Source organism: Cupriavidus sp. 09_S30 (genome assembly GCF_056930435.1).
In genome coordinates, this window is sequence record NZ_JBXOWI010000001.1 from 3,462,331 (window position 1) to 3,485,406 (window position 23,076).

Genomic DNA, 23,076 nt, shown 5'->3' on the forward strand with positions numbered 1-23,076 from the left:
CCGGGCCACTTGGTCTGCTGCGTGGCGAGCGTTAGCGACAGCGGCGTAGTGTAACGCTAAATCCGCTGCTTGGAAGCCGTCTGGCAGACAGTTTCGCGGCGGCGCAGCAGAAAAGGCCATTACAAAAAATTGCGGCGGGAAACCCACTTCATGAATCGCGATGGGCTCCCGCAGGCGGAAGAGGCTGCCGGCGAGAGCCGTGACGGGCGCGCCGGCTACGAACGGCGTGCCAGCAGGTGGAAATGCACGGCACCGGCGCGCGCATGGCGCAGCAGCTCCAGGCTGGCAGGCACCGGCACTTCCGGCCCCGTCAGGGCCTTGTCGGTCTCGACGTAGACCAGGCCGCCCGGCCGCGAGAGGCGCGCGGCATGCTCCAGCGCCGGGCCCAGCCAGTCCTCGGCGAAAGGCGGGTCGAGGAAGACCACGTCGAAGCCGGCGGTAGGCATCCGTGCGGCGACGCCGAAGGCATCGCCCTGGATGATCTGCACCTGGGTGGCATCGAGCCGGTACTGGTTGTCGCGCAGCTGCTTGGCCACGCGCGGATTGGCCTCGACCAGCGTGACCTGGGCGGCGCCGCGTGACGCGGCCTCGAAGCCGAGTGCGCCGGAACCGGCAAACAGGTCCAGGCAGGCGAGCCCCGTCAGGTCCTGGCCCAGCCAGTTGAACAGGGTTTCCCGCACGCGATCGGGCGTGGGGCGCAGCCCCTCGGCTTCGAGCACTGGCAGCGACGTGCGCTTCCAGCGCCCGCCGATGATCCGGACCTGCGCCGGCGTGCGGCGCGGCGCCGCGGAAGCAGAAGATGAGACGGAAGCACGCCGCCCGCGCGGGGCGGGCGGCGTACCGGTGGCAGCGGGAGGACGGGAACGCGAATTCATCCCGTGATTGTAGAGCTTGCGGCCGCGGCCGTTCGTCTGCCGCGGCCTGTGATCAGTTCGGCCCGCCGACGATCACCGTGGCCATGGCGTCCGGATGGACGTGGCGCTGGAACGCCTGCCTGACCTGCTCACGCGTGACCTTGGCGATCTGCGCGGTCCAGGTGTCGAGATAGTCGAGCGGCAGCCCGTACCAGCCGATATTGGACACATTGGTCAGCAGCTTGCGGTTGTTGTCGATACGCAGCGGGAAGCCGTTGACCAGGTTGTCCTTGGCAGCCTTCAGTTCCTGGTCGGAGGGACCTTCGGCCACATATTGCGCCAGCACCTTGCGCACCAGTGCCAGCGCCTCGTCGGTCTGCGCCTTCTTGGTCTGCAGGCTGATGGCGAACGGACCGGGCTGCTTGCTGGGCGCGAAGTAGCTCTCGACGTCGTAGGTCAGGCCGCGCTTCTCGCGCACCTCATTGGTCAGGCGCGAGCTGAACCCCCCACCGCCCAGCACGTAGTTGCCGACCAGCAGCGCGAAGTAATCGGGGTCGCCGCGCGCGATGGCGGGCTGGCCGAGCAGCACCGTGGCCTGCTGCGCCGCATGCGGGATGCGCTGCTCGCTGGCGGGGATGACCATCTGCACCTGCGGCATCGCCGGCGGCGTCGCGCCGGCGGGCAGGCCGCGCGTGAGGCGCTCGGCGAGATCCTCCGCCTGCTTGCGATCGATGGCGCCGATCAGCGTCACCACGGCGCGCGATGCCGAGTACTTGTCACGCCAGAAGCGGACGAGGTCGTCACGCGTGATGGCATTGACCGAAGCCTCGGTCGCCGTCACACCATAGGGGTGGGTGGGATAGACAGCCTTGGAAAGCCGCTTGTCCGCGATCACCTCGGGACGCGCATCGCCCTCGCGGATGGCGGTGATCAGGCGCTGCTTCTCGCGCGCGACCACGGCATCCGGATAGGTCGGGGCCTTGATCAGCTGGGCCGCCAGGTCGACCGACTGCTTCAGCTCGGGCTGCGCCGTCAGCGTGCGCAGGCCGATGCCGCCGCGGTCGCTGCCGGCCGAGCCGCCGAAGCCGGCGCCGGTGTCGGCGAACGCATCGGCGATCTGGGCTTCGTCGCGCGCGGGCTGGCCATCGACGCTCGCCGTGCCCTTGTCCAGCAGCGCCGCGGTCAGCGTCGCCAGGCCGGACTTGCCCGGCGGGTCATAGCGGCTGCCCGCGTCGAAGTCGATGTTGATGTCCAGCATGGGGATCGACGGGCTGGGCACGAAATAGACCTGCGCGCCGGTGGAGGCAGTCCAGTGCTCGATGGGCAGGGCGGCCTGCGCGACGGTGGCGCCGAGCAGCGCCAGCGCGCCGCCAACGGCGAGCAGGGCCTGGCGCAGCCAGCGGTTCAGTTGCGGCGACCGAAGTGCCGGGACGGACGAGTGCATCGTGGCTCCTCAGTGCAGGTCAGCGCAGGTCCGCGGGAACCGCGGCCTTGGGCTTGTTGGGGTCGATCGGCTGTGGCAGCAGCGTTGCCACGGTCAGGTTGTCGTCGCTGAAATACTTGGCGGCGACGGCCTGCACCTGCTCGGGCGTGACCGCCTTGATGCGGTCGAGCATGGGATCGAGCTCGCGCCAGGAAATGCCCGACATCTCGGCCACGCCGATCTCCATGCCCTGCCCGGCCACCGAATCGCGCTTGTAGATCTGGCCGGCCACCACCTGTGCCTTGACTCTCTTGAGCTCTTCGGGCGAGACGCCGTTCTTGGCGATGCGCTGGACCTGCGCGATCAGCGCGCGCTGGATCTCCTCGGTGGTGTGCCCCTTGGCTGGCGTGCCGTCGAGCACGAAGATGGACTCGCCGCGGTTGATGCTGTCGTAGCCGACGTTGACGTCATCGGCCAGGCGCTGCTCGCGCACCAGCTCGCGCGGCAGCCGTGAGTTGTCATAGCCGTTGAGCACGGCAGCCAGGACCTCCAGCGCGTAGGGGTCGACGTCCTTCTCGACGTCACGCAGTCGCGGCACCTTGTAGGCCATCACCACATAGGGGTTCTCGGCCGGCGCCTTGACCCAGATACGCCTGACGCCGATCTGCGGCGCCTCGAGCTGGTCCTTGCGCAGCGGCAGCGTGCGCGGCTTCAGCTTGCCGTAGGTGCGCTCGGCCAGGACCTTGACCTGGGCCGGATCGACGTCCCCGGCGACCACCAGCATTGCATTGTTGGGCGCGTACCATTGGTGGTACCAGGCCTGCACGTCGTCGACGCGCATGTTCACCAGATCGTTCATCCAGCCGATCACCGGATGGCGGTACGGCGCGGCGGTGAAGACGGCTGCCAGCAGTTGCTCGTAGACGGTGCCGCGCGCGGAGTCGTCGACACGCATGCGCCGCTCCTCCATCACGACCTTCATCTCGCTGTCGAAGTCGCTCTTCTTGATGATCAGGTTGGCCATGCGGTCGGCCTCCAGCTCCATCACCTTGGGCAGGTACTGCTTGCCGATCTGCTGGTAATAGAGCGTGAAGTCACGGTTGGTCATGGCGTTCTCGCGGCCGCCGAGCGCGGCGATCTGCTTGGAGAACTCGCCCGGCCCGACCTTTGGCGTGCCCTTGAACATCATGTGTTCGAGCATGTGGGACAGGCCCAGGGTGCCCGTCACCTCATCCATGCCGCCGATGTGGTACCAGATCTGCTGCATCACGGTGGGCGCGCGGTGGTCTTCCTTGACGATCACGCGCAGGCCGTTGGCGAGCTTGAACTCGGTGATGCCGGCCGCGGAAGGCGTGGCGGCCCCGGCTGGCGCAGCCGCCGGCATGGTCGCCTTCTGCTGGGGCACGTCCTGCTGGGTCACGTCCTGCGCGTACGCCGTCGGCAGGCACCAGGGCAGCGCAGCGACCAGCAGGGTGGGAATGAGACGCCGGACCAGCCTTCCGGCATCGACCGGAAGCGCACGGGAACGGGTGGAAACGGCACGGGCGGCACCCGTCCGGGACTTGGCAGCGCAATGGTTCATGCGACCCCGTCTGTTAGAATTTTGCCGGTTGATTCTACCGGGGTATTGACCTCATTCCCAATGTTTAGTTTCTGGAAGAAGCGCAAGGCGGAGCCAGCTCCTGCGCCCGCCGAGGCGCCGGCCGCCGCGCCTGCCCCGGCACCCGTGACCGCGCCGGCCCAGCAGGCCACCCCGGCCGCCCAGGCGGCGGTGGTCCGCGACGATGTGGCGCTGCCGGCCCCGAGCCCGGCCCCCGCCCATCTCGTGCCGCCCGCGCCGGCTTCGGCGCCCGAGCCCGCAGCCACCAGCGACGCCTACGAACTGACTGCGCCGCCCCCTCCGACTGCTGAGGCCAAGCAGGGCTGGATGCGCCGGCTGCGCGTCGGGCTGTCCAAGACCAGCCGCAACATCGGCACGCTGTTCCTCGGCGTCAAGGTCGACGAGGCCTTGTTCGAGGAGCTGGAAACCGCGCTGCTGATGGCCGATGCCGGCGTCGAGGCCACCGAATACCTGCTCGGCGAGCTGCGCCGCCGCGTCAAGAGCGAGCGCATCGAGGACGGCGAGGGCGTCAAGGCAGCGCTGCGCACGCTGCTGACGGAACTGCTGCGCCCGCTCGAGAAGACCATGGAGCTGGGCCGCGAGCAGCCGCTGGTGATGATGATCGCGGGCGTCAACGGCGCCGGCAAGACCACCACCATCGGCAAGCTGTGCAAGCACTTCCAGCACTATGGCGAGTCGGTGCTGCTGGCCGCGGGCGATACCTTCCGCGCGGCCGCACGCGAGCAGCTGACGATCTGGGGCGAGCGTAACAACGTCACCGTGGTCGCGCAGGAAAGCGGCGACCCGGCCGCGGTCATCTTCGATGCGGTCAACGCGGCGCGCGCGCGCGGCATCGACATCGTGATGGCCGACACCGCGGGCCGGCTGCCCACGCAGCTGCACCTGATGGAGGAGCTGAAGAAGGTCAGGCGCGTGATTGCCAAGGCCATGCCGACCGCGCCGCATGAGGTCCTGCTGGTGATCGACGCCAACACCGGCCAGAATGCCCTGGCGCAGGTGCGCGCCTTCGACGACGCACTCGGCCTGACCGGCCTGGTGGTGACCAAGCTCGACGGCACCGCCAAGGGCGGCATCCTCGCCGCCATCGCGCGCCAGCGTCCGGTGCCGGTCTACTTCATCGGCGTCGGCGAGAAGGTGGAAGACCTGCAGCCCTTCAAGGCCGACGAGTTCGCCGACGCGCTGCTGGGCTGAACCCCCTGCGTGCCCAAGAAAAAAACCCGGCAGATGCCGGGTTTTTTTCATTGAAGCCCGCGCTCACTCCGCATCGGGCTGGGCCTTGGGCGCCGCGTTCTCGAATGCCGGCATGGCCATGCAGGTCTCATGGATCTTCGCAATGGTCGGAAAGCGAGCCACGTCGACATTGAAGCGTTGGGCATTGAAGACCTGCGGCACCAGGCAGATGTCGGCCAGCGTGGGCGTATCGCCCAGGCAGAAACGGCCGACGCGGCCGCTGCGCGCCAGGTTGGTCTCCAGCGCCGCGAAGCCCTCCTCCACCCAGTGGCGGTACCAGCCGTCCTTGGCCTCCTCGGACACGCCCAGCGTGTGCTTCAGGTACTTCAGCACGCGCAGGTTGTTGAGCGGGTGGATCTCGCAGGCGACTTCCAGCGCCAGCGAACGCACATAGGCGCGCTCCAGCGCATCGCCCGGCAGCAGCGGCGGCTCGGGATGGGTCTCGTCGAGGTACTCGATGATGGCCAGCGACTGCGCCAGCGCGTGGTCGCCGTCGAGCAGCGTCGGCACCAGCGCGTCTGCATTCAGCGCGCGGTATTCCGGCTTGAGCTGCTGGCCGCCTTCCTTGAGCAGATGCACGGGCACGTACTCATAGGGCAGGCCCTTGAGTTGCAGCGCGATGCGCACGCGGAAAGAGGCGGAGCTGCGGAAATAGCTATAGAGCTTCAGCATGGCTCAGACCACCTTGACGGCGAGGTCGCCGACGCCGTCGATATGGCCCTGCATCACGTCACCCTTGACCACGGGGCCGACGCCTTCGGGGGTGCCACTGAAGATCAGGTCGCCCGGCTGCAGTTCAAACAGGCGGGACAGGTAGGCCACCATTTCAGGCACCGACCAGATCAGGTCCGACAGGTCGCCGCGCTGCTTCTCGGCGCCGTTCACGCCCAGGGTCACCGCCCCCTTTTCCGGGTGGCCGATGGCCGACACCGGCACGATCGGGCCGATGGGTGCGGAGCGGTCGAAGGCCTTGCCGGTCTCCCAGGGACGCCCGGTCTTCTTCGACTCGTTCTGCAGGTCGCGGCGGGTCATGTCCAGGCCCACGGCATAACCGAATACATGCCCGGCGGCGTCTTCCACGGGGATGTCCTTGCCGCCCTTGCCGATCGCCACCACCAGCTCGATCTCATAGTGGCAATTGGCGGTGCCCTGCGGGTACGGGAACTCGCCCTGTGCACCGTCCGGCACGTAGCTGACGGCATCGGACGGCTTGCAGAAGAAGAACGGCGGCTCGCGATCGGGGTCCGAGCCCATCTCGCGCGCGTGCGCCGCGTAGTTGCGGCCCACGCAATACACGCGGCGCACGGGGAAGCGGGCGTTACTGCCGCGCACGGGAACGCCAACGGGCGCCGGCGGGGCAAATACGAATTCGGTCATGCATCTCTCCAGGCTTGTTCTATGCTCGGCCGCGCGCCGGTACCCGCTTCGCCATCAGGCGCCCCGCCGCGCGGCAGGGCAACAGCATACACCCGTGCTGCCGGGCAGCCCAGGAGAGGTATGATGAGTACGGGAAAATACGTAAGGCATTACCAGACATTGCCACCCCACTCCCGGCGCGAAAATTGCTTGAGGATCGCCAAGCCCCTTCGACGCCATGACCCGCCATCGCCACCCCGCCGCCGACCAGGCGGCCACCACGCCCCTCACGGCCGCGCCCGCCGCAGCGGCCCGGCCGCTGCGCATCCTGCTGGTACGCGATCCGCACGACACCACCCCGCTGAACGTCGAGACCATCCGCGCCGGCCTGGCCACAGCAGGATTCACCGATGTGGAGACGGTCGACGCCGACCCGCGCCTGCCCGAGGTGGTCCAGGCGCGCCAGCCCGACCTGATCATCATCGCCTCGGAATCGGCCGCGCGCGACACCGTGGAGCATGTCTGCGTGTCCACCCAGCACGCGCCGCGCCCCATCGTGCTGTTTACCGACAACGACGACACCGAGCGCATCAAGGCGGCACTGTCGGCAGGTATCACCGCCTATATCGTCGACGGCCTGCGCGCCGAGCGCGTCAAGACCGTGCTCGACGTGGCCTACGCGCGCTTCGAGCTCGACCAGAAGCTGCGCGCGGAACTGGATGCCACCAGGCTCAAGCTGGCCGAGCGCAAAGTGGTGGAACGGGCCAAGGGCCTGCTGATGCAGGCGCGCGGCATCAGCGAGGACGAGGCCTACAAGCGGCTGCGCAGCATGGCGATGGAGCGCGGCCTGAAGCTGGTGGAAGCGGCGCAGCGCGTGATCGATGTGATGGGCTGAAGCGGCTCGCCCGCCCCGTGCCGGCCGGCACTGCACCGCCTTGGACCGCCTTGGACCGCTCCGCGCTGGTGCGACGCACAAGGATGGCGCCGCGGCCGCCATCCCCGCCCCACTCTGCGCGCGCCTCGCGGCGGCCGGCGCGGCACCACCCGATCGGGTTCTTGCCTGAATGGCGCGCAATCATGAGAATGTGCGCTCGACGCCTGCCAGGGGAAGCACCACGTGCCGTCACGCAGCTTTCTTCATCTCTGGGATGACTGTTTCCTGTACGTCACGCCGGCCATCCAGTCCGGCCTGACCGCCCGTTCCTCGTTCACGCTGCTGATCTCGGTGAGCGGGCGACCGTTCACGCTGGTGCCGGCGGACGGGCGCCCGCGCCGCTATCGCGCCGCGCTGGTCGCGCCCCATGTGGCGCGGCGCCTGGACACCGACGGCCACGGCCTGATCTCCCTCAATCTCGACCCGGCCTCGGCAGACTCGCGCGCCCTCGCAAGCGTGGCCGGCGGCATGGCCATCCAGGCAATCGACGTGCGCCGCTTCGGCCGGTCGCGTGAGTTGTTCGACGGGGCCTTGCACGGCCAGCTCGACCCTTGCGGCCTGCATGCCCTGGCCGCCGGGCTGGTCGGCACGCTGGCGCCGCGCCCGCGCACCGTGCTGGACCGGCGCGTGGCCGCCGTGCTGAGCCAGCTGCGTGCCGCGGCGGGCCGGGTTCCGCTGGCAGAACTCGCGGCATCCGCCCGCCTGTCGCCCGACCGCCTGCGGCACCTGTTCCATGACCAGACCGGGCTGTCGCTCACGCGCTACCTGCTGTGGGCCAAGATACGGCGCGCGGTCGCGCACTTGCACAGCGGCTGCGACCTGACGGCGGTCGCGCATACCGGCGGCTTCGCCGACTCGGCGCACATGAGCCGCACTTTCCAGCGCTACTTCGGCCTCGCGCCATCTTTCCTGGCCAACGCCCGCCAGGTCGAAGTCAGCGCGGCGCAATCCGGCCGCCAAGACGCCTGGCTTGCTGCAGCGCCGCAGGTCGCGTAGCCGCGGCGTTCAATCGGAGACGCCCGGAGCTCTCCTAAGATGTCCCCCGCACGCCACGCAAGGCGGCGCAAAAACTAGAAGAAGGGACAAGGAGACAATCGAGATGAAGCGACTTCACGCGCGCGGCTGGATGCCGCTGTCTGCGTTCGCCCTCGCCATGCTGGCAGCATGCGGCGGCCATGACAACAACAGCGCCGGCAACACGCCGGCTACGCCCGGCACCCCGGAAACGGCGCAGGCGGCCTTCCAGGCCGAGATCCGCCGCACCACCATGGGCGTGCCGCACATCAAGGCCAATGACTGGAGCGGACTCGGCTACGGTTACGGCTACGCGCAGGCACAGGACAATCTGTGCACGATGGCCGATTCTTTCCTGACCTACCGCGGCGAGCGCTCGCGCTACTTCGGCGCCAGCCAGCAACTGGTGGCCAGCAGCACCATCGGCCGGCCCAGGAACATCGATTCTGACTTCTTCCACCGGCACATCCTGTCGGACGACACCATCCAGGCCATGACCAATGCCCAGCCGGCCGAACTGCAGGCGCTGGTCAAGGGTTTCACCGCCGGCTACAACCGCTATCTGCGCGACCTCGGCGCCAACGGCGGCGCCCACGCGGCATGCGCCGGACAGCCCTGGGTCACGGCGATCCGGCCCGAGGACGTCTATCGGCGCATGTACGCCGCGAACCTCGCCGGCGGCTACAGCAACTTCGTGCCCAACATCGCCAATGCTGTGCCGCCGTCCGCGGCGCCCGTCGCGCGTGCGCCTTCGCGCGCCGCGCTGCGCCTGATGGCCCAACGCACGCGCGAACCGGCGCTGCAGGTGGGCGGCAAGGAGGGCGTGGGCAGCAATATGATCGGCTTCGGCACCGGCGGCAGCGCCACCGGCGCACCGCTGCTGTTCGGCAATCCGCATTGGTACTGGCGTGGCCCCGACCGCTTCTATCAGGCGCAGTTGACCATCCCCGGCACAGTGGATGTCAGCGGCACCTCCTTCCTCGGCATCCCGGTCATCCTGATCGGCTTCAACAAAGACGTCGCCTGGAGCCATACCGTCTCCACCGCGCGGCGCTTCGGCTTCTTCCAGCTCACGCTGGCCTCTGGCGATCCCACCAGCTACCTGCGCGACGGGCAGCCGGTGAAGATGAAGGCCGTGCCGATCACGGTGCAGGTCAAGCAGCCGGATGGCAGCCTGTCCAATGTCTCGCGCACGCTGTACCGGAGCGAATACGGCCCGCTGGTGAATCTCGGCCTGCTGAACCCGGCACTGGCGTGGAGCCAGTCCATGGCCTTCGCCATCCGCGACATCAACGCCGACAACTTCCGTACCTTCCGCAACTGGCTGCGCTGGAACCGTGCCAAGTCGCTCGACGAGTTCATCGCCATCCAGCGCGAGGAAGCGGCGATTCCGTGGGTCAACACCGTTGCCATCGGCCGCGGCAGCCAGCAGGCCTGGTATGCCGACATCGGCGCCATGCCCAACGCCTCGCCCGACCTGCTCCGCTCCTGCGCTGCCGCCGTCGCACCGGCGCTGGCGTCGGCGCTGCCGCGCGTGCCGGTCCTCGATGGCTCGCGCAGCGCCTGCGACTGGCAGAGCGACGCGGACTCCGTGCAGAAGGGCGCGATCGGCCCGGCGCGCATGCCCAGCCTTCTGCGCGACGACTACGTCGCCAACATGAACGACAGCTACTGGATGAGCAATCCGAAGGCGCCGCTGACCGGCTTCCCGGACATCATCGGACCGGCGGGTGCGAGTGGCGCCGCGCTCAGCATGCGCACGCGCATGGGCCACCTGCTGGCCCAGCAGCGCATCGACGGCACCGATGGCTACGGCCCCGCCAAGGCGTCGGTCGACAGCGTCAAGCAGATGGTGCTCAACAGCCGCGTGCTGACGGCCGAGCTTTTCAAGGACGATGCGCTCGCCGCAGTCTGCACGGCCCCGCAGATCTCGATCAGCAGCGACCCGCTGACCAATGAGTCCTTCGCGGCGAGCAATGTCGACATCGCTCAGGCCTGTGAGGTGCTGCGCGCCTGGAACAACACGGGCAACACCGAGGCCCGTGGCGCCCACATCTGGGACGAGTTCTGGGCAAGAGTCAGCCTGCTGCCGGCCAGCAAGCTGTACACCGTGCAGTTCGACCCGAACGATGCAATGCGCACGCCCCGCGGCCTGAAGACCGACAACCCAACCGCCCTGCAGCAGGCCTTCGGCGCCGCCGTGCTGAAGGTGCAGCAAAGCGGCTTCGCGCCGGATGCGCCGCGCGGCGACACCTTGTTCGCCACGCGCGGAGGCCAGAAGGTACGGCTGTTCGGCGGCTGCGGCGGCCCGGGCTACTTCACCATCGCATGCTCGGAGAACCGCATCCAGCAGGGCGGCTACAGCATGGACGGCGATCCGAACGGCAACAGCTATATGCAGATCGTCAGCTTCGCCGACGGCAAGGTCGAGACCCATACCTTCCTGACCTTCTCGCTCTCCGACGACCCCGCCTCCGCGCACAACGGCGACTACACGAAGGAATACGCCGCCAAACGCTGGACGAAGATGCCGTTCACCGAGGCGGAAATCACCGGCAACCCGGACTTCCGCACGGTCACGCTGAGGGAGTAATCCCCCCACGGCAGGCGGGCGGGCGCTGCACGCGCCGCCCTGCCAGCAACACAACGCCGCCCGGCCTGCCTGGCGGCGTTTTCACGCCGCACTGCGGCGCGTGCTCCGCTATCATGAAGCGCAAACCCTCCTCCTGCGCCGCATCATGACCCAGCCTGCCACCCCCGCCAGCCCCCCCAGCCCCGATACGCCGTTCCCCGCCGCGAAGTACATCAAGGAGATCGGGCGCGGCGCCCAGGGCGCCCGCGCGCTGCCGCGCGATGACGTCCGTACCCTGTTCGACGCCATGCTCGCCGGAAGAGTCTCCGATATCGAGTTGGGTGCCATCCTGATGGCCTACCGCATCAAGGGCGAGACGCCCCACGAACTGGGCGGCATGCTGGAGGCCGCCCATGCGCACTGCGCGCCGCTGGCCGCGCCGCCCGATACGCCCGTGGTGGTGGTGCCCAGCTACAACGGCGCGCGCAAGCAGCCCAACCTGGTGCCGCTGCTGGCCATGCTGCTGGCACGCGCCGGCACGCCGGTGCTGGTGCACGGCATCCGGCAATTCGCCGGCCGCATCACCAGCCTCGCCCTGTTCGAGGCGCTGGGCGTGCCGCTGTGCGCCAGCGCGCAGGACGCAACGGCGCGGCTGCGCGGTCCGGGCGCGCCGCTCGCCGTGCTGCCGATCGACGTGCTGTCGCCGGCGCTGGCGCGGCTGCTGGACAAGCGCGACATGATCGGCCTGCGCAATTCAGCGCACACCGTTGTCAAGCTGCTGCAGCCGGTGGGCGGGCACAGCCCGGCCGAGGCGCTGCGCCTGTACAGCTACACCCACCCGGAGTACCGCGAAACGCTGACCGATTTCTTCTCCCAGGAGCCGGCCAATGTGCTGCTTGCGCGCGGCACCGAAGGCGAGGTGGTGGCGGACGCCCGCCGCGGCGGGCGCATCGATTGGCTGCACGATGGGCACCAGCGCACGCTGGTCGAAGCCGCCGCCGGCTCGATCGGCGAGGTGCCGGACCTGCCTGCGGGTACGAGCGTGGAGCAGACCGCGGACTGGATCCGCGCCGTGCTGGATGGCACCACGCCGGTGCCGGCGCCGATCGCAGCCCAGGTCGAGGCCATCGGCGCCTGCCTGCGCGAGGGCGCACACGTCAATTGGGCCAGCCCGCTCTGACCCTGCCCTGAGGCCCTGCTGCCGTGCCGCCGTGCGGCCGGTCCCTGTGTCAGGACGGCCGGCGCGCCGGCAGCGGAATGCGCTCGGTCTCGCCGGGCACCGCAGGGAAGTGGTTGTCCTCCCAGCGCTGGGCGGCCGCCTCGATGGCCTCCTTGCTGCTCGCCACGAAGTTCCAGTAGATGAAGCGCCGCCCGTCGAGCGGATCGCCGCCCAGCAGCATCACGCGCGCCGGCGCGATGGCCGAAAGCGTGACCGTTTCATCCGGCAGCAGCGTCGCCAGGTGCTCGGCCGGGATCGGCTCGCCGTCGACCTCCACGCCGCCGTCCACGGCATAGACGCCACGCTCCACATGCTCCGGAGGGATCTCCAGCGTCGCGCCGGCTTCCATGTCGACGGCCACATACAGTGTGCGGCTGAACACATGCACCGGCGACACGGTACCGAACGCGTCCCCCGCGATCACCGTCATGTGCACGCCCGGCAGCTTCAGATGCGGCAGGCTGGCGGCGGAAAAGTGGTGGAAAGACGGCTCCGCGTTCTCATGCGCCTTGGGCAGCGCCACCCAGGTCTGGATGCCATGCAGGTGCGGACCGGCCTGCCGCTCAGACTGCGGCGAGCGCTCGGAATGGACGATGCCGCTGCCTGCTGTCATCCAGTTGACGTCACCCGGGCGTATCACCTGCTCATTGCCCAGGCTGTCGCGATGCACAAATTCGCCCTCGAACAGGTAGGTCACCGTGGCCAGCCCGATATGCGGGTGCGGACGCACGTCCGCGCCCTTGCCCGGCGGCATCGCCACCGGGCCCATGTGGTCCAGGAAAATAAAGGGCCCGACGGTCTGGGCCGCCGCCGCCGGCAGCACGCGGCGCACGGTGAAATCGCCCAGATCCCGCACATGGGGATTGAGCAGGTGTTCGATCACAGACATAGATCCTCCTGGGGAAATGGGGGGGCGCACGACGGCGAAGTGGCTCTTCCGTAGTGTAGACGGCCCGCCCCGGAATGTTGTCCTGGCGCACAGAACCGCAGGGCCCGGACCTGCTCTAATGCTAGGCGTGCGCGCGCCGCGCCTTGCGCGAGGTGCACGATTAAACACATAGCCAGATCGCTATCGAATTTTTAAACTCAATCGTCTGGAACTATTTACCCTCATTGCACGTCGAATTAGCAGCCAATCAGCTTGAGTGCTAATATCTGTTGCAATGCAGTGCGGTCCCTCCTGGAGCCGCACCCCCGGCAGCCCGCCTGCCGGATGCGAAAGGAGCCCATTAGTGAACGCAGTCCTGTCTGCCGATCCGATCCAAAACACCCGCCTGCCCGCCATGCCGCAGCGCGGCGCGAGCCTTGCGCTGGCCGTCCCTGGCAACCTGGGCAATCTCGACAGCTATATCCAGGCTGTCCACCGTATCCCGATGCTCTCCCCGGAAGAGGAGCAGCATCTCGCGCGCGAATTGCGCGATCATGATTCCGTCGCCGCCGCACGCCGGCTGGTGATGTCTCACCTGCGCCTGGTCGTGTCCGTAGCGCGCCAGTACCTGGGCTACGGCCTGCCGCACGCCGACCTGATCCAGGAAGGCAATATCGGCCTGATGAAGGCGGTCAAGCGCTTCGATCCCGAACAGGGCGTGCGCCTGGTGTCCTACGCCATCCACTGGATCAAGGCCGAGATCCACGAGTACGTGCTGAAGAACTGGCGCATGGTCAAGGTGGCGACCACCAAGGCCCAGCGCAAGCTGTTCTTCAACCTGCGCAGCCATAAGCAGGAAGCCCACAACACCTTCACGCCGGAGCAGGTCGAGGCGGTTGCGCGCGAGCTCAACGTCAAGCCCGAGGAAGTGATGGAGATGGAAACCCGCCTGTCGGGTGGCGATCTCGCACTGGAAGGGCAAGTCGACGATGGCGAAGAGGAGTTCGCGCCGATCGCTTACCTGGCCGACAACCACAACGAGCCTACCCGCGTGATGGAGGCCAAGCGCCATGACCGCCTGCAGGTGGAAGGACTCGAAGAGGCGCTGGCCAAGCTCGACGAGCGCAGCCGCCGCATCATCGAAGCCCGCTGGCTGCAGGTGAACGACGACGGCTCTGGCGGCGCGACGCTGCATGAGCTGGCCGCCGAATTCGGCGTGTCCGCCGAGCGCATCCGCCAGATCGAAGTAGCGGCGATGAAGAAGATGAAGGGCGCGCTGCAGGCATTCGCCTGATCCCCGCCCGCGCCAGCGCGGGCAGCCGCCACGAGTGCGAAGGGCCGGTCGATGACCGGCCCTTTCTTTTTTCCTCTGTCCTTTTTCCCTGCCGCGGCGCCGGCGTCAGGACAGCAGCAGCTTGAGGTCGTGCGCGATCGGGGCGGGGCCCTGGCCGTGGCGGATAAACAAGCGCAAGCGCCCCTGCGGGTCGAACACGTAGCTGCCCGCCGAGTGGTCCATCGTGTAGTTGTTCGGCGAGGTACCCGGCACCTTGGCGTAATAGACCTTGAAGTCCTTGGTGACCTTCTGCAGCGCAGCCTGGTCGGCCGGGCGCATGCCCAGGAAACGGGGATCGAAGGCCGGTACGTACTGCGCCAGCAGTTGCTGGGTATCACGCTCCGGGTCGACGGTCACGAACAGCACCTGCACGCGATCGGCATCCGGGCCGAGGGACTCCATCACGGCCTTCAGTTCGGCCATCGTGGTGGGGCACACATCGGGACAGTGGGTGTAGCCGAAGAACATCACCACGGCCTTGCCCTTGAAGTCCGCCAGCGTGCGCACCTTGCCGTGGTGATCGACCAGGCTGAAGTCCTTGCCGAATTCGCTGCCCCCCGTGATGTCGATGTTGTCGAACTTAGGGCTGGACTGGCCGCAAGCGGCCAGCATCAGCGCCAGCAGCGCGAGCACGGCATGGCGGCGCAGATTGCCGAACAGGGAGGGGAGCGGGAAGGGGCGAGGCTTGAACATGGCGCGTGTGGTCGGATGAATCGGGGCAGACCGCTGCGGAGCAATCGGGTGCGTCATGCGCCTCCCGGAGCGGTCCCTCACACCTGCGAGTATCGCGCATTCGCGCGGGGACGCGTCCAGACGCGACAAATTGTCGCGTCTGGACACTGTGCTATCAGAGCGGCAGCACGAACTTGAAATAGTGATCCACCAGCAGCACGGCGAACAGCAGCGACAGGTAGAGGATCGAGAAACGGAAGGTGCGCTGGGCGAGTTCGTCCGAGTAATTGCAGTACAGCCGCCACGAGTAGGACAGGAAGCCGCCTCCCAGCGCCAGCGCCGCCACCAGGTAGATCAGTCCGCTCATGCCATAGATGAACGGCAGCAGCGTGGCCGCGATCATCACCAGCGTGTACAGCAGGATATTGAGCAGCGTGAAGCGTTCGCCGTGGGTGATCGGCAGCATCGGCAGGCCGGACTTGGCGTAGTCGGCGCGGCGATACAGCGCCAGCGCCCAGAAGTGGGGCGGCGTCCAGGTGAAGATGATCAGCACCAGGAACCAGGCCTCGGCGGGCACCGTGCCGGCGACCGCGGCCCAGCCGATGGCCGGCGGCATGGCGCCGGAAAGCCCGCCGATCACGATATTCTGCGGCGTGGCCGGCTTCAGCAGGATGGTGTAGATCACCGCATAGCCGACGAAGGTGGCAACCGTCAGCCACATGGTCAGGTCATTGGTGAAGACGTGCAGCAGCCACATGCCTGCGCCACCGAGCACGGCGGAGAACACCAGGGTCTGCGTCGTGCTGATCTCGCCGGTGGCCGAGGGGCGCCAGGCCGTGCGCCGCATCAGGGCGTCGATCTTCTGCTCCACCAGGCAGTTGATGGCGAAGGCGGCCCCCGCCAGCAGCCAGATGCCGGCCGCGCCGCCCAGCAGCACCGGCCAGGGCACCATGCCGGGCGTGGCCAGGAACATGCCGATGATGGCGCAGAACACGGCCAGTTGTGTCACGCGCGGCTTGGTGAGTGCCGCATACTGGCGCGCCATGTGGCGCATGCGGCTGATTGGATGGGGTTGGGTAGCTGTGGCCACGGGGGGGTTTTTGTCCTTCATGTCGCGCGCGCGGCGGTCGCGGCGCCGGTGGCGGCACCGGCAGGCCGGGTCGCGAGCCCTATATTGTAATTGAGTCGGACCAGAAGCAGCAGAAGCACCGCCGCCCCGCCGTTATGCGCCACCGCGGCGACCAGCGGCCAGTCCAGCACGATATTGGACAGGCCAGTGGCCAGTTGCAGCGCCAGCACCGCCAGCAGCCAGCCGGCCGCACGCTCCAGCCCCGCCACCCGGCGCGCGCGCGTGCCGAACCAGGCGAGGAAGGCGATCACCACGAAGGCAAAGCCTCGATGCACCCAGTGGATGGCCACCAGCGCCGCATGGGGAATATAGTCGCCGTCCGCGGTCATGCCGAGCTGGCGCCACAGCGTGAAGCCGTGCCGGAAGTCCATCTGCGGAATCCATTGGCCGTTGCAGAGCGGGAAGTCGGTACAGGCGAGCACCGCGTAGTTGGTGCTCACCCAGCCGCCCAGGAAGATCTGCGCGACCAGCAGCAGCAGTGCGATGCGTCCCGGCCAGCGCAGCGGGCCGGCCCCCGCCCCGACCGGGTGCAAGGGGTCGTTGCGCGAACCCAGCCAGATCAGCGAGGCCAGCAGGGCCATGCCCAGCATCAGGTGGGTGACGACGATGATGGGCTGCAGCTTCAAGGTCACGGTGAAGGCGCCAAAGGCGCCCTGCACGCACACCAGCAGCAGCACGGCGCTGGCGAACCAGGGCGACTGGCGCAGTTCGCGGCGCTTGACCCAGGCCAGCACCACCAGGGTGATGATCAGGACGCCGACGGCCATGGCGAAGTAGCGGTGGATCATCTCGATCCAGGCCTTGGCCAGCGTCACCGGCCCGCTGGGCAGCGCGGTCTCGGCAGCGCGAATCGGCTCCGTGGCCGCATGGGGGTTGGAGTGGCCATAGCAGCCGGGCCAGTCCGGGCAGCCCAGCCCTGAGTCGGTCAGGCGGGTGAAGCTGCCGAACATGATCAGGTCCAGCGTCAGGAAGGCCGTGATCCAGACCAGCTTGCGGTACTTGTTGCGGTCGCCCTTGACGAGCACGTAGGAAATCGGGATCAGGGCGATCAGAACCCCGATGGTGGCAAGTTGGATCAGCATGGGAAAAACGGGAGTCGCATCGGTCGCATGGTCAGCCGATGCGGGAGTACTTCAGCAGCTTCTTCAGGTCCGAGTTGACGCCCTTGGGGTCAGGATCCTTGGGAAAGCGCATCATCAGATTGCCGAGCGGATCGACCAGGAACAACGTGTCTTCGATGCGGCCGCCGGCCTCGGCAGGCAGCCAGCGGCGCACCGTGTCGGCATCGATGCGCAGGAAGCGGGTGCCCGCATAGGGCTCGTTGTAGGCCGCGGACAGCCGCGGGTCGACGGCGCCGTCGTCGGTGATCAGCCACACCGGCACGATGCGCTCACGCGCTTCGCCCTGGCCCGCGCGCAGCTGGCGCGCAGTGAACAGCTTCCTGGCGCAGGCTTCATCGCAGGTGGCGGAATCCACGCTCAGCAGCAGCCACTTGCCCTTGAATCGTTCGAGGGGCACCGGCATGCCGCGTTCGTCGCGCACTGCTACGGCCGGCAGCGGCCGCTGCGGATCGATCAGGGCACCGTAGTTCGTGGTGCCGCCGGCGGGCCGGAACACGTAGTAGGTCAGGTAGGAAGCGATCACAGGCGACGCGCAGACCAGCAGCAGGAACAACATCTGCAGGCGGCCGCTGCGCGTGCGCGCATCGATGCGCGACCCCGGCGATTTGCCGGAGGCCGCCTGGGCAAGCTCTGCCGCCCGCGCCGAGATGGGATCTTGCGTTTGCATGTGTCGTTCAGTTCATCCGTTATTCTTGTGCCGGCGCCGCCATGCGGGTGCGCCGCCAGCCCAGTGCCAGCAGCAGCACCAGGGTCAGGGCGGCCAGCCCGAACCACTGGAAGGCATAGCCGTAGTGGCGGTCGGCGCCGAAGTCGGCCGGCGCCAAGTCGCGCGCCAGCCCGTCTCCTGTCTCGTTGCTTTGCTCCAGCACCAGTGGCTGGAACATCACGCCAAGCTCCGCCGCATAGGCCGGGAGATCCAGGTTCTGGCGGATCCTCTGGCCGGCTTCGCTGGCGGAGCCCAGATTGTAGACCTTTGGCACGGCGGCGAGTGCCGTGCCCTCGATCACCACCTCGCCGTCCGGGGTAGGAAATGGCGCGATGCGGCTGCGGTCCTGCGCGTCGCGCGGCAGCCAGCCGCGCAGCACGAGCACGCTGGCGCCCTGCCCCGGCTTGCCCGCATCGGCACCTTCGCCGGCGATGCGCAGCGGTGTCAGCACGAGGAAACCGGCGCGCGTGTCCACGCCGTTACCGTGCGGACGGTTGTCGAGCAGCACCGTGTGGGCGGCATCGAAGCGGCCGCGCACGCGCACATGCCGCTCGGCCAGGTCGGGGGACGCTTGCAGCGGCGCCGGCGTCAGCAGCAGCGGTGCCGCGGCGGCCTGTGCCTGCAGGCGCGCGGCGCGCGCGACCTTCTCATGCGCGCGGTTGAGCTGCCAGTTGCCGAGCGCGCAGGTCAGCGCGATCACGATCACGGCGGCGACCGTCGGCACCGGGCGAAAGAAGCCGGCGCTCATCGCGAGCCCCTCACAGTACGGCCGCAGCCGGTGCCATAATGAACGCTTTCGCCTTGCCGAAACCGGTCGCCGCCACCTGCTATGCGCATCGTCATCGTCATTGCCTTCATCCTGATCATCGGCAGTCTCGCCAGCGCGCTCTTCTTCATGATGCGGGATCGCGGCAAGACGCCCAATATGATGCGCTCGCTGATGTTCCGGGTGGGCTTCTCGGTGGCGCTGTTCCTGTTCATCCTGTTCTCGCACTGGATGGGATGGATCCAGAGCACTGGCATCCGCATGGGGCCCTGATCGGCCGGCGCCGGAAATCGACACCACCGCTGACGCCGCCCGCTGACGCCCCCGCTGCCGCGCTATCCGCGGCATCCGCGCTGCATGCCAGCGCAAAAAAGCAAGCGCCGCAGGAATCCAGCCTGCCTGCGGCGCTTGCTTTTTTGTCTTATGCGCTTGCCTGTGCGCCGGCGGCCTGCAAGCTGCCGGCGCGTGCCGCCGTCCGACCAGCGGCACGGCGCTGCATGCTTACAGCCAGTACACGACCACGTACAGCAGCAGCCAGACCACGTCCACGAAGTGCCAGTACCAGGCGGCGCCTTCGAAGGCGAAGTGGTGCTCGGGCGTGAAGTGCCCCTTGAGCACGCGGCCCAGCACCACCGACAGCATGATTGCCCCCATGGTCACGTGGAAGCCGTGGAAGCCGGTCAGCAGGAAGAAGGTCGAACCGTAGATGCCCGAGGTCAGCTTGAGGTTCAGCTCGGTGTAGGCGTGATGGTACTCATAGGCCTGGAAGCCCATGAAGATCGCGCCCAGCAGGATGGTCAGCACCAGGCCCTGGATCAGCTGGCTGCGCTTGCCGGCCAGCAGCGCGTGGTGCGCCCAGGTCAGCGTCACGCCCGAGGTCAGCAGCAGCGCGGTGTTGATGGTCGGGATCGGCCACGGCCCCATGGTCTGGAAGCTCTCCACCGTGCCGGCCGGGCCGCTGTTCGGCCACACCGCGGCGAAGTCGGGCCACAGGATCTTGTTGTTCAGGTCGCCCAGCCAGGGCATGGCGATGCTGCGGGCGTAGAAGAGCGCGCCGAAGAAGGCCGCGAAGAACATCACTTCGGAGAAGATGAACCAGCCCATCGACCAGCGGAAGGACAGGTCGATGTTCTTGCCGTAGCTGCCGCCCTCGGATTCGCTGATGGCATCGCCGAACCAGCTCTTGAGCACGAACAGGAACCAGACCAGGCCGACCGCGAACAGATAGGGCGCCCATGCCTGGCCGTTCACCCAGCCTGCCGCACCGCCGCCGACCATCAGCAGGCCGAAGGCGGCCGTGATCGGATGGCGCGAGGGGCCAGGTACGAAGTAGTACGGCGCGTTTGCGCGATTCGCACTCATGCTTATCTCTCCAGCTCTTAGGTCTCTCTGATACCGCGATTGTTATTCGTCCATCCGGCCTCGTGGGGGCGGGCCGGTGGTCTGTCTTCTTTTTGTCTACCCTGGGCAAGCCGCGGCTCACCCCACAACCAGTCGCACGATGCCGATCAGCACGGCGATCAGGATCGCCACGCCGACCAGCCCCGCGATGATGACGTGGACCGGGTTCAACCGGGCCATGTCGCGCTCGTGCTCCGAACCCTTGCGCAGGCCGATGAACGACCAGAACACCGCCCGCAGCGTCTGCCAGAACGACAACTTGCGCTTGACCGCATCCTTCAGATCATCCACGCCGTCCTGCCTCCTCCAAACTGAAGCTCAACTGCCCTTGCCTGCCGCGCCGGGCTCCGCGTCCAGCGCCCCCTGGGGCGCCTGCGCCACCGGCGTGCCGATCTCGAAGAAGGTGTACGACAGCGTGATGTTCTTCACATCCTTCGGCAGCGCCGGGTCGATCACGAACACCACCGGCATCTCGCGTGCCTCCTTCGCCTTCAGTGTCTGCTGCTTGAAGCAGAAACACTCGATCTTCTTGAAATACTGCGTCGCCTGCTTCGGTGCGTAGCTCGGGATCGCCTGCGCGGAGATATCGCGGCTCTGCCCGTTGGCCACCTCGTAGACGATGGTCGTCATCTCGCCCGGGTGCACCTCCATGCTGTTCTTCACCGGCCGGAAGGCGAACGGCCCGCGCGCATTCGAATCGAACTCCACCGTGACGGTGCGGCTCTTGTCCACTTGCGAGTTCTTGGCCGAGCCGCCGTAGAGATCGCGCGTGGTCAGCACGTTCAGGCCGGTGAGGTCGCAGATCTTGCGATACAGCGGCACCAGCGCATAGCCGAAGCTGAACATCATCAGCACCACCACCACCAGCCTCACCATCATGCTGCGGTTGAAGCGCCGATCGCTGTCGCGCTCCGCCTCTGCTTGCTGCCGGTCTACGCCCATGCCTTCCACCTCGCAGGCTCAGCCAAGAAACACCATCTTGGCGTAGAAACCCAAAAAGAAAACCACCACAATCGAGAAGAGGATCAGCCCGAGGCGCCGATTGGCTGCCTTGCGATCCTGCTGCGATGGATTTTTGTCTGGATCCTGCATTTCGACTGCCATGATCACTGCCTTTGGGACTGTCTTTGCGACTGATTTTCGCGACCGCCATTGCCCTTGCCGCCGGCGCCGGACCGGGAAGCCCCGTCCGGCGCCCTGCCGCGCAGGTATTACTTCACGTGCGGGGGTACCTCGAAGGTGTGGAAGGGAGCCGGCGACGGCACCGTCCACTCCAGGCCTTCCGCGCCCTCCCAGGGCTTGTCGGCCGCCTTCACGCCGCCGCCGCGATAGGTCGGCAGCGCCACGAAGAAGAGGAAATACACCTGCATCAGGCCGAAGCCCAGCGCACCGATCGACGCGATCGCGTTGAAGTCGGCGAACTGCACCGGGTAGTCGGCATAACGACGCGGCATGCCGGCCAGGCCGAGGAAGTGCATCGGGAAGAAGGTGATGTTGAAGGTGATCATCGAGCCCCAGAAGTGGATCTTGCCGCGGGTCTCGTTGTACATGAAGCCCGACCACTTCGGCACCCAGTAGTAGAAGCCGGAGAACAGCGCGAACAGCGAGCCGGCCACCAGCACGTAGTGGAAGTGGGCGACGATGAAGTAGGTGTCCTGCAACTGGATGTCGATCGGCGCCACGGCCGGCATCAGCCCGGTGAAGCCGCCGATGGTGAACACGAAGATGAAGCCGATGGACCACAGCATCGGCGTCTCGAAGGTCATCGAGCCGCGCCACATGGTAGCGATCCAGTTGAAGATCTTCACCGCCGTCGGCACCGCGATCAGCATGGTCGCGTACATGAAGAAGAGCTGGCCGGTCACCGGCATGCCGGTGGTGAACATGTGGTGGGCCCAGACGATGAACGACAGGATCGCGATCGAGGCGGTCGCGTACACCATCGAGCTGTAGCCGAACAGGCGCTTGCGCGAGAAGGCGGGCACGACCTGGGAGACGATCCCGAAGGCCGGCAGAATCATGATGTACACCTCGGGGTGGCCGAAGAACCAGAAGATGTGCTGGTACATCACGGGATCGCCGCCGCCTGCCGCGGAGAAGAAGCTGGTGCCGAAATGGCGGTCGGTCAGCACCATGGTGATGGCGCCGGCCAGCACGGGCATCACGGCGATCAGCAGGTAGGCGGTGATCAGCCAGGTCCAGCAGAACATCGGCATCTTCATCAGCGTCATGCCGGGAGCGCGCATGTTGAGGACGGTCACGATGATGTTGATCGCGCCCATGATGGACGACGCGCCCATGATGTGCAGCGCGAAGATGGCCATGTCCATGCCGGGGCCCATCTGCACCGACAGCGGCGCGTAGAGCGTCCAGCCCGCGGCAGTGGCACCGCCCGGCACGAAGAAGGACAGCGCCAGCAGCAGCGCGGCCGGCGGCAGCAGCCAGAAGCTGAAGTTGTTCATCCGCGCAAAGGCCATGTCCGAGGCGCCGACCTGCAGCGGGATCATCCAGTTCGCGAAACCCACGAAGGCCGGCATGATGGCGCCGAACACCATCACGATGCCGTGCATGGTGGTGAACTGGTTGAACAGTTCAGGACGGAAGAACTGCAGGCCCGGCTCGAACAATTCGAGGCGGATCAGCATGGCCAGCACGCCGCCAGACAGCAGCATGGTGAAGGAGAACAGCAGGTACAGCGTGCCGATGTCCTTGTGGTTGGTGGCCAGCAGCCAGCGGCGCCAGCCGTGCGGGTGATCGTGGGCGTGCTCGTCGTGCCCGTGCTCGTGCGGATGGGCGAGTGCGTCAGGGCTAGCAGTACTCATTACGGAACTCCTGGAATCCTGTTCTTACCTTGCGT

General features: G+C 67.4%; 23 protein-coding genes. 7 read left to right on the top strand and 16 right to left on the bottom strand.

All coding sequences use genetic code 11. The features are described 5' to 3' along the window. Positions 1-215: 215 nt before the first annotated feature. The 3 genes from rsmD to AC1Z3O_RS16205 are packed head-to-tail and all read right to left on the bottom strand — an operon-like array spanning position 216 to position 3,859. Positions 216-875, bottom strand: coding sequence for a 16S rRNA (guanine(966)-N(2))-methyltransferase RsmD (gene rsmD, locus AC1Z3O_RS16195; RefSeq protein ID WP_483516718.1), 660 nt, complete (start codon positions 873-875; stop codon positions 216-218). A 52-nt stretch (positions 876-927) separates the two neighbouring features. Then, positions 928-2,298 (bottom strand): M16 family metallopeptidase, encoded by a 1,371-nt coding sequence (locus AC1Z3O_RS16200; RefSeq protein ID WP_483516719.1) that lies wholly within the window; start codon positions 2,296-2,298, stop codon positions 928-930. Positions 2,299-2,317: 19 nt separating this feature from the next. Beyond that, positions 2,318-3,859, bottom strand: a complete 1,542-nt coding sequence (locus tag AC1Z3O_RS16205; protein WP_483516720.1) for a M16 family metallopeptidase — start codon at positions 3,857-3,859, stop codon at positions 2,318-2,320. Positions 3,860-3,919: 60 nt separating this feature from the next. Between AC1Z3O_RS16205 and ftsY the strand changes: the two genes are divergently transcribed. Next, complete coding sequence (gene ftsY / locus AC1Z3O_RS16210; RefSeq protein ID WP_483516721.1) at positions 3,920-5,089, top strand: signal recognition particle-docking protein FtsY; 1,170 nt, start codon at positions 3,920-3,922, stop codon at positions 5,087-5,089. Positions 5,090-5,152: 63 nt separating this feature from the next. Here ftsY and maiA read toward each other — a convergent pair whose 3' ends face one another. Further along, positions 5,153-5,797 carry a maleylacetoacetate isomerase gene (maiA, locus tag AC1Z3O_RS16215; RefSeq protein WP_483517629.1) on the bottom strand — a complete coding sequence of 215 codons (645 nt, stop codon included), beginning with the start codon at positions 5,795-5,797 and terminating at the stop codon, positions 5,153-5,155. Positions 5,798-5,803: 6 nt separating this feature from the next. Beyond that, on the bottom strand, positions 5,804-6,505 hold the full coding sequence (locus AC1Z3O_RS16220) for a fumarylacetoacetate hydrolase family protein (protein ID WP_483516722.1): 702 nt from the start codon (positions 6,503-6,505) through the stop codon (positions 5,804-5,806). 217 nt (positions 6,506-6,722) lie between these two features. Here AC1Z3O_RS16220 and AC1Z3O_RS16225 point away from each other — a divergent pair, with 217 nt between their 5' ends. The 4 genes from AC1Z3O_RS16225 (at position 6,723) to ybiB (ending at position 12,184) form a co-directional block, all read left to right on the top strand. Continuing rightward, positions 6,723-7,379: an ANTAR domain-containing response regulator gene (locus tag AC1Z3O_RS16225; RefSeq protein ID WP_483516723.1), complete on the top strand. Its 657-nt coding sequence runs from the start codon at positions 6,723-6,725 to the stop codon at positions 7,377-7,379. A gap of 222 nt (positions 7,380-7,601) precedes the next feature. After that, entirely contained in the window at positions 7,602-8,414 is an 813-nt protein-coding gene (locus AC1Z3O_RS16230; RefSeq protein WP_483516724.1) for a helix-turn-helix transcriptional regulator, read from the top strand. A 103-nt stretch (positions 8,415-8,517) separates the two neighbouring features. Then, positions 8,518-11,025 carry a penicillin acylase family protein gene (locus tag AC1Z3O_RS16235; RefSeq protein WP_483516725.1) on the top strand — a complete coding sequence of 836 codons (2,508 nt, stop codon included), beginning with the start codon at positions 8,518-8,520 and terminating at the stop codon, positions 11,023-11,025. Positions 11,026-11,170: 145 nt separating this feature from the next. Then, complete coding sequence (gene ybiB, locus AC1Z3O_RS16240; protein WP_483516726.1) at positions 11,171-12,184, top strand: DNA-binding protein YbiB; 1,014 nt, start codon at positions 11,171-11,173, stop codon at positions 12,182-12,184. Between the two features lie 49 nt (positions 12,185-12,233). Here the strand turns inward: ybiB and AC1Z3O_RS16245 are convergent, their stop codons facing one another. After that, entirely contained in the window at positions 12,234-13,112 is an 879-nt protein-coding gene (locus AC1Z3O_RS16245) for a pirin family protein (RefSeq protein WP_483516727.1), read from the bottom strand. Between the two features lie 394 nt (positions 13,113-13,506). Here AC1Z3O_RS16245 and rpoH point away from each other — a divergent pair, with 394 nt between their 5' ends. Continuing rightward, positions 13,507-14,385 (top strand): RNA polymerase sigma factor RpoH, encoded by an 879-nt coding sequence (rpoH, locus tag AC1Z3O_RS16250; protein WP_483517630.1) that lies wholly within the window; start codon positions 13,507-13,509, stop codon positions 14,383-14,385. 105 nt (positions 14,386-14,490) lie between these two features. On the opposite strand, the gene AC1Z3O_RS16255 is transcribed toward rpoH, so the two are convergent. The 5 genes from AC1Z3O_RS16255 to AC1Z3O_RS16275 form a co-directional block, all read right to left on the bottom strand. Next, positions 14,491-15,117, bottom strand: a complete 627-nt coding sequence (locus AC1Z3O_RS16255; RefSeq protein ID WP_483516728.1) for an SCO family protein — start codon at positions 15,115-15,117, stop codon at positions 14,491-14,493. Positions 15,118-15,271: 154 nt separating this feature from the next. Next, entirely contained in the window at positions 15,272-16,207 is a 936-nt protein-coding gene (locus AC1Z3O_RS16260) for a heme o synthase (RefSeq protein ID WP_483516729.1), read from the bottom strand. Beyond that, positions 16,204-17,307, bottom strand: coding sequence for a COX15/CtaA family protein (locus AC1Z3O_RS16265; protein WP_483516730.1), 1,104 nt, complete (start codon positions 17,305-17,307; stop codon positions 16,204-16,206). The genes AC1Z3O_RS16260 and AC1Z3O_RS16265 overlap by 4 nt, the downstream gene beginning before the upstream one ends. Positions 17,308-17,338: 31 nt before the next feature. Then, complete coding sequence (locus AC1Z3O_RS16270; protein WP_483516731.1) at positions 17,339-18,013, bottom strand: SCO family protein; 675 nt, start codon at positions 18,011-18,013, stop codon at positions 17,339-17,341. A gap of 19 nt (positions 18,014-18,032) precedes the next feature. Beyond that, entirely contained in the window at positions 18,033-18,800 is a 768-nt protein-coding gene (locus tag AC1Z3O_RS16275; protein ID WP_483516732.1) for an SURF1 family protein, read from the bottom strand. A gap of 81 nt (positions 18,801-18,881) precedes the next feature. Between AC1Z3O_RS16275 and AC1Z3O_RS16280 the strand changes: the two genes are divergently transcribed. Next, a complete protein-coding gene (locus tag AC1Z3O_RS16280) occupies positions 18,882-19,091 on the top strand; it encodes a twin transmembrane helix small protein (protein WP_483516733.1) in 210 nt (69 codons plus the stop codon). A 228-nt stretch (positions 19,092-19,319) separates the two neighbouring features. Here AC1Z3O_RS16280 and AC1Z3O_RS16285 read toward each other — a convergent pair whose 3' ends face one another. The 5 genes from AC1Z3O_RS16285 to ctaD all read right to left on the bottom strand — a co-directional run bounded on the left by AC1Z3O_RS16285 (position 19,320) and on the right by ctaD (position 23,041). Beyond that, positions 19,320-20,180: a cytochrome c oxidase subunit 3 gene (locus tag AC1Z3O_RS16285; RefSeq protein ID WP_483516734.1), complete on the bottom strand. Its 861-nt coding sequence runs from the start codon at positions 20,178-20,180 to the stop codon at positions 19,320-19,322. Positions 20,181-20,297: 117 nt separating this feature from the next. Beyond that, positions 20,298-20,510 carry a DUF2970 domain-containing protein gene (locus AC1Z3O_RS16290; protein WP_483516735.1) on the bottom strand — a complete coding sequence of 71 codons (213 nt, stop codon included), beginning with the start codon at positions 20,508-20,510 and terminating at the stop codon, positions 20,298-20,300. Positions 20,511-20,537: 27 nt separating this feature from the next. Beyond that, complete coding sequence (locus tag AC1Z3O_RS16295; RefSeq protein ID WP_483516736.1) at positions 20,538-21,161, bottom strand: cytochrome c oxidase assembly protein; 624 nt, start codon at positions 21,159-21,161, stop codon at positions 20,538-20,540. Positions 21,162-21,179: 18 nt separating this feature from the next. Beyond that, positions 21,180-21,311 (bottom strand): cytochrome oxidase small assembly protein, encoded by a 132-nt coding sequence (locus AC1Z3O_RS16300; protein WP_483517631.1) that lies wholly within the window; start codon positions 21,309-21,311, stop codon positions 21,180-21,182. Positions 21,312-21,430: 119 nt separating this feature from the next. After that, complete coding sequence (ctaD, locus tag AC1Z3O_RS16305) at positions 21,431-23,041, bottom strand: cytochrome c oxidase subunit I (protein ID WP_483516737.1); 1,611 nt, start codon at positions 23,039-23,041, stop codon at positions 21,431-21,433. Between the last annotated feature and the right edge of the window lie 35 nt (positions 23,042-23,076).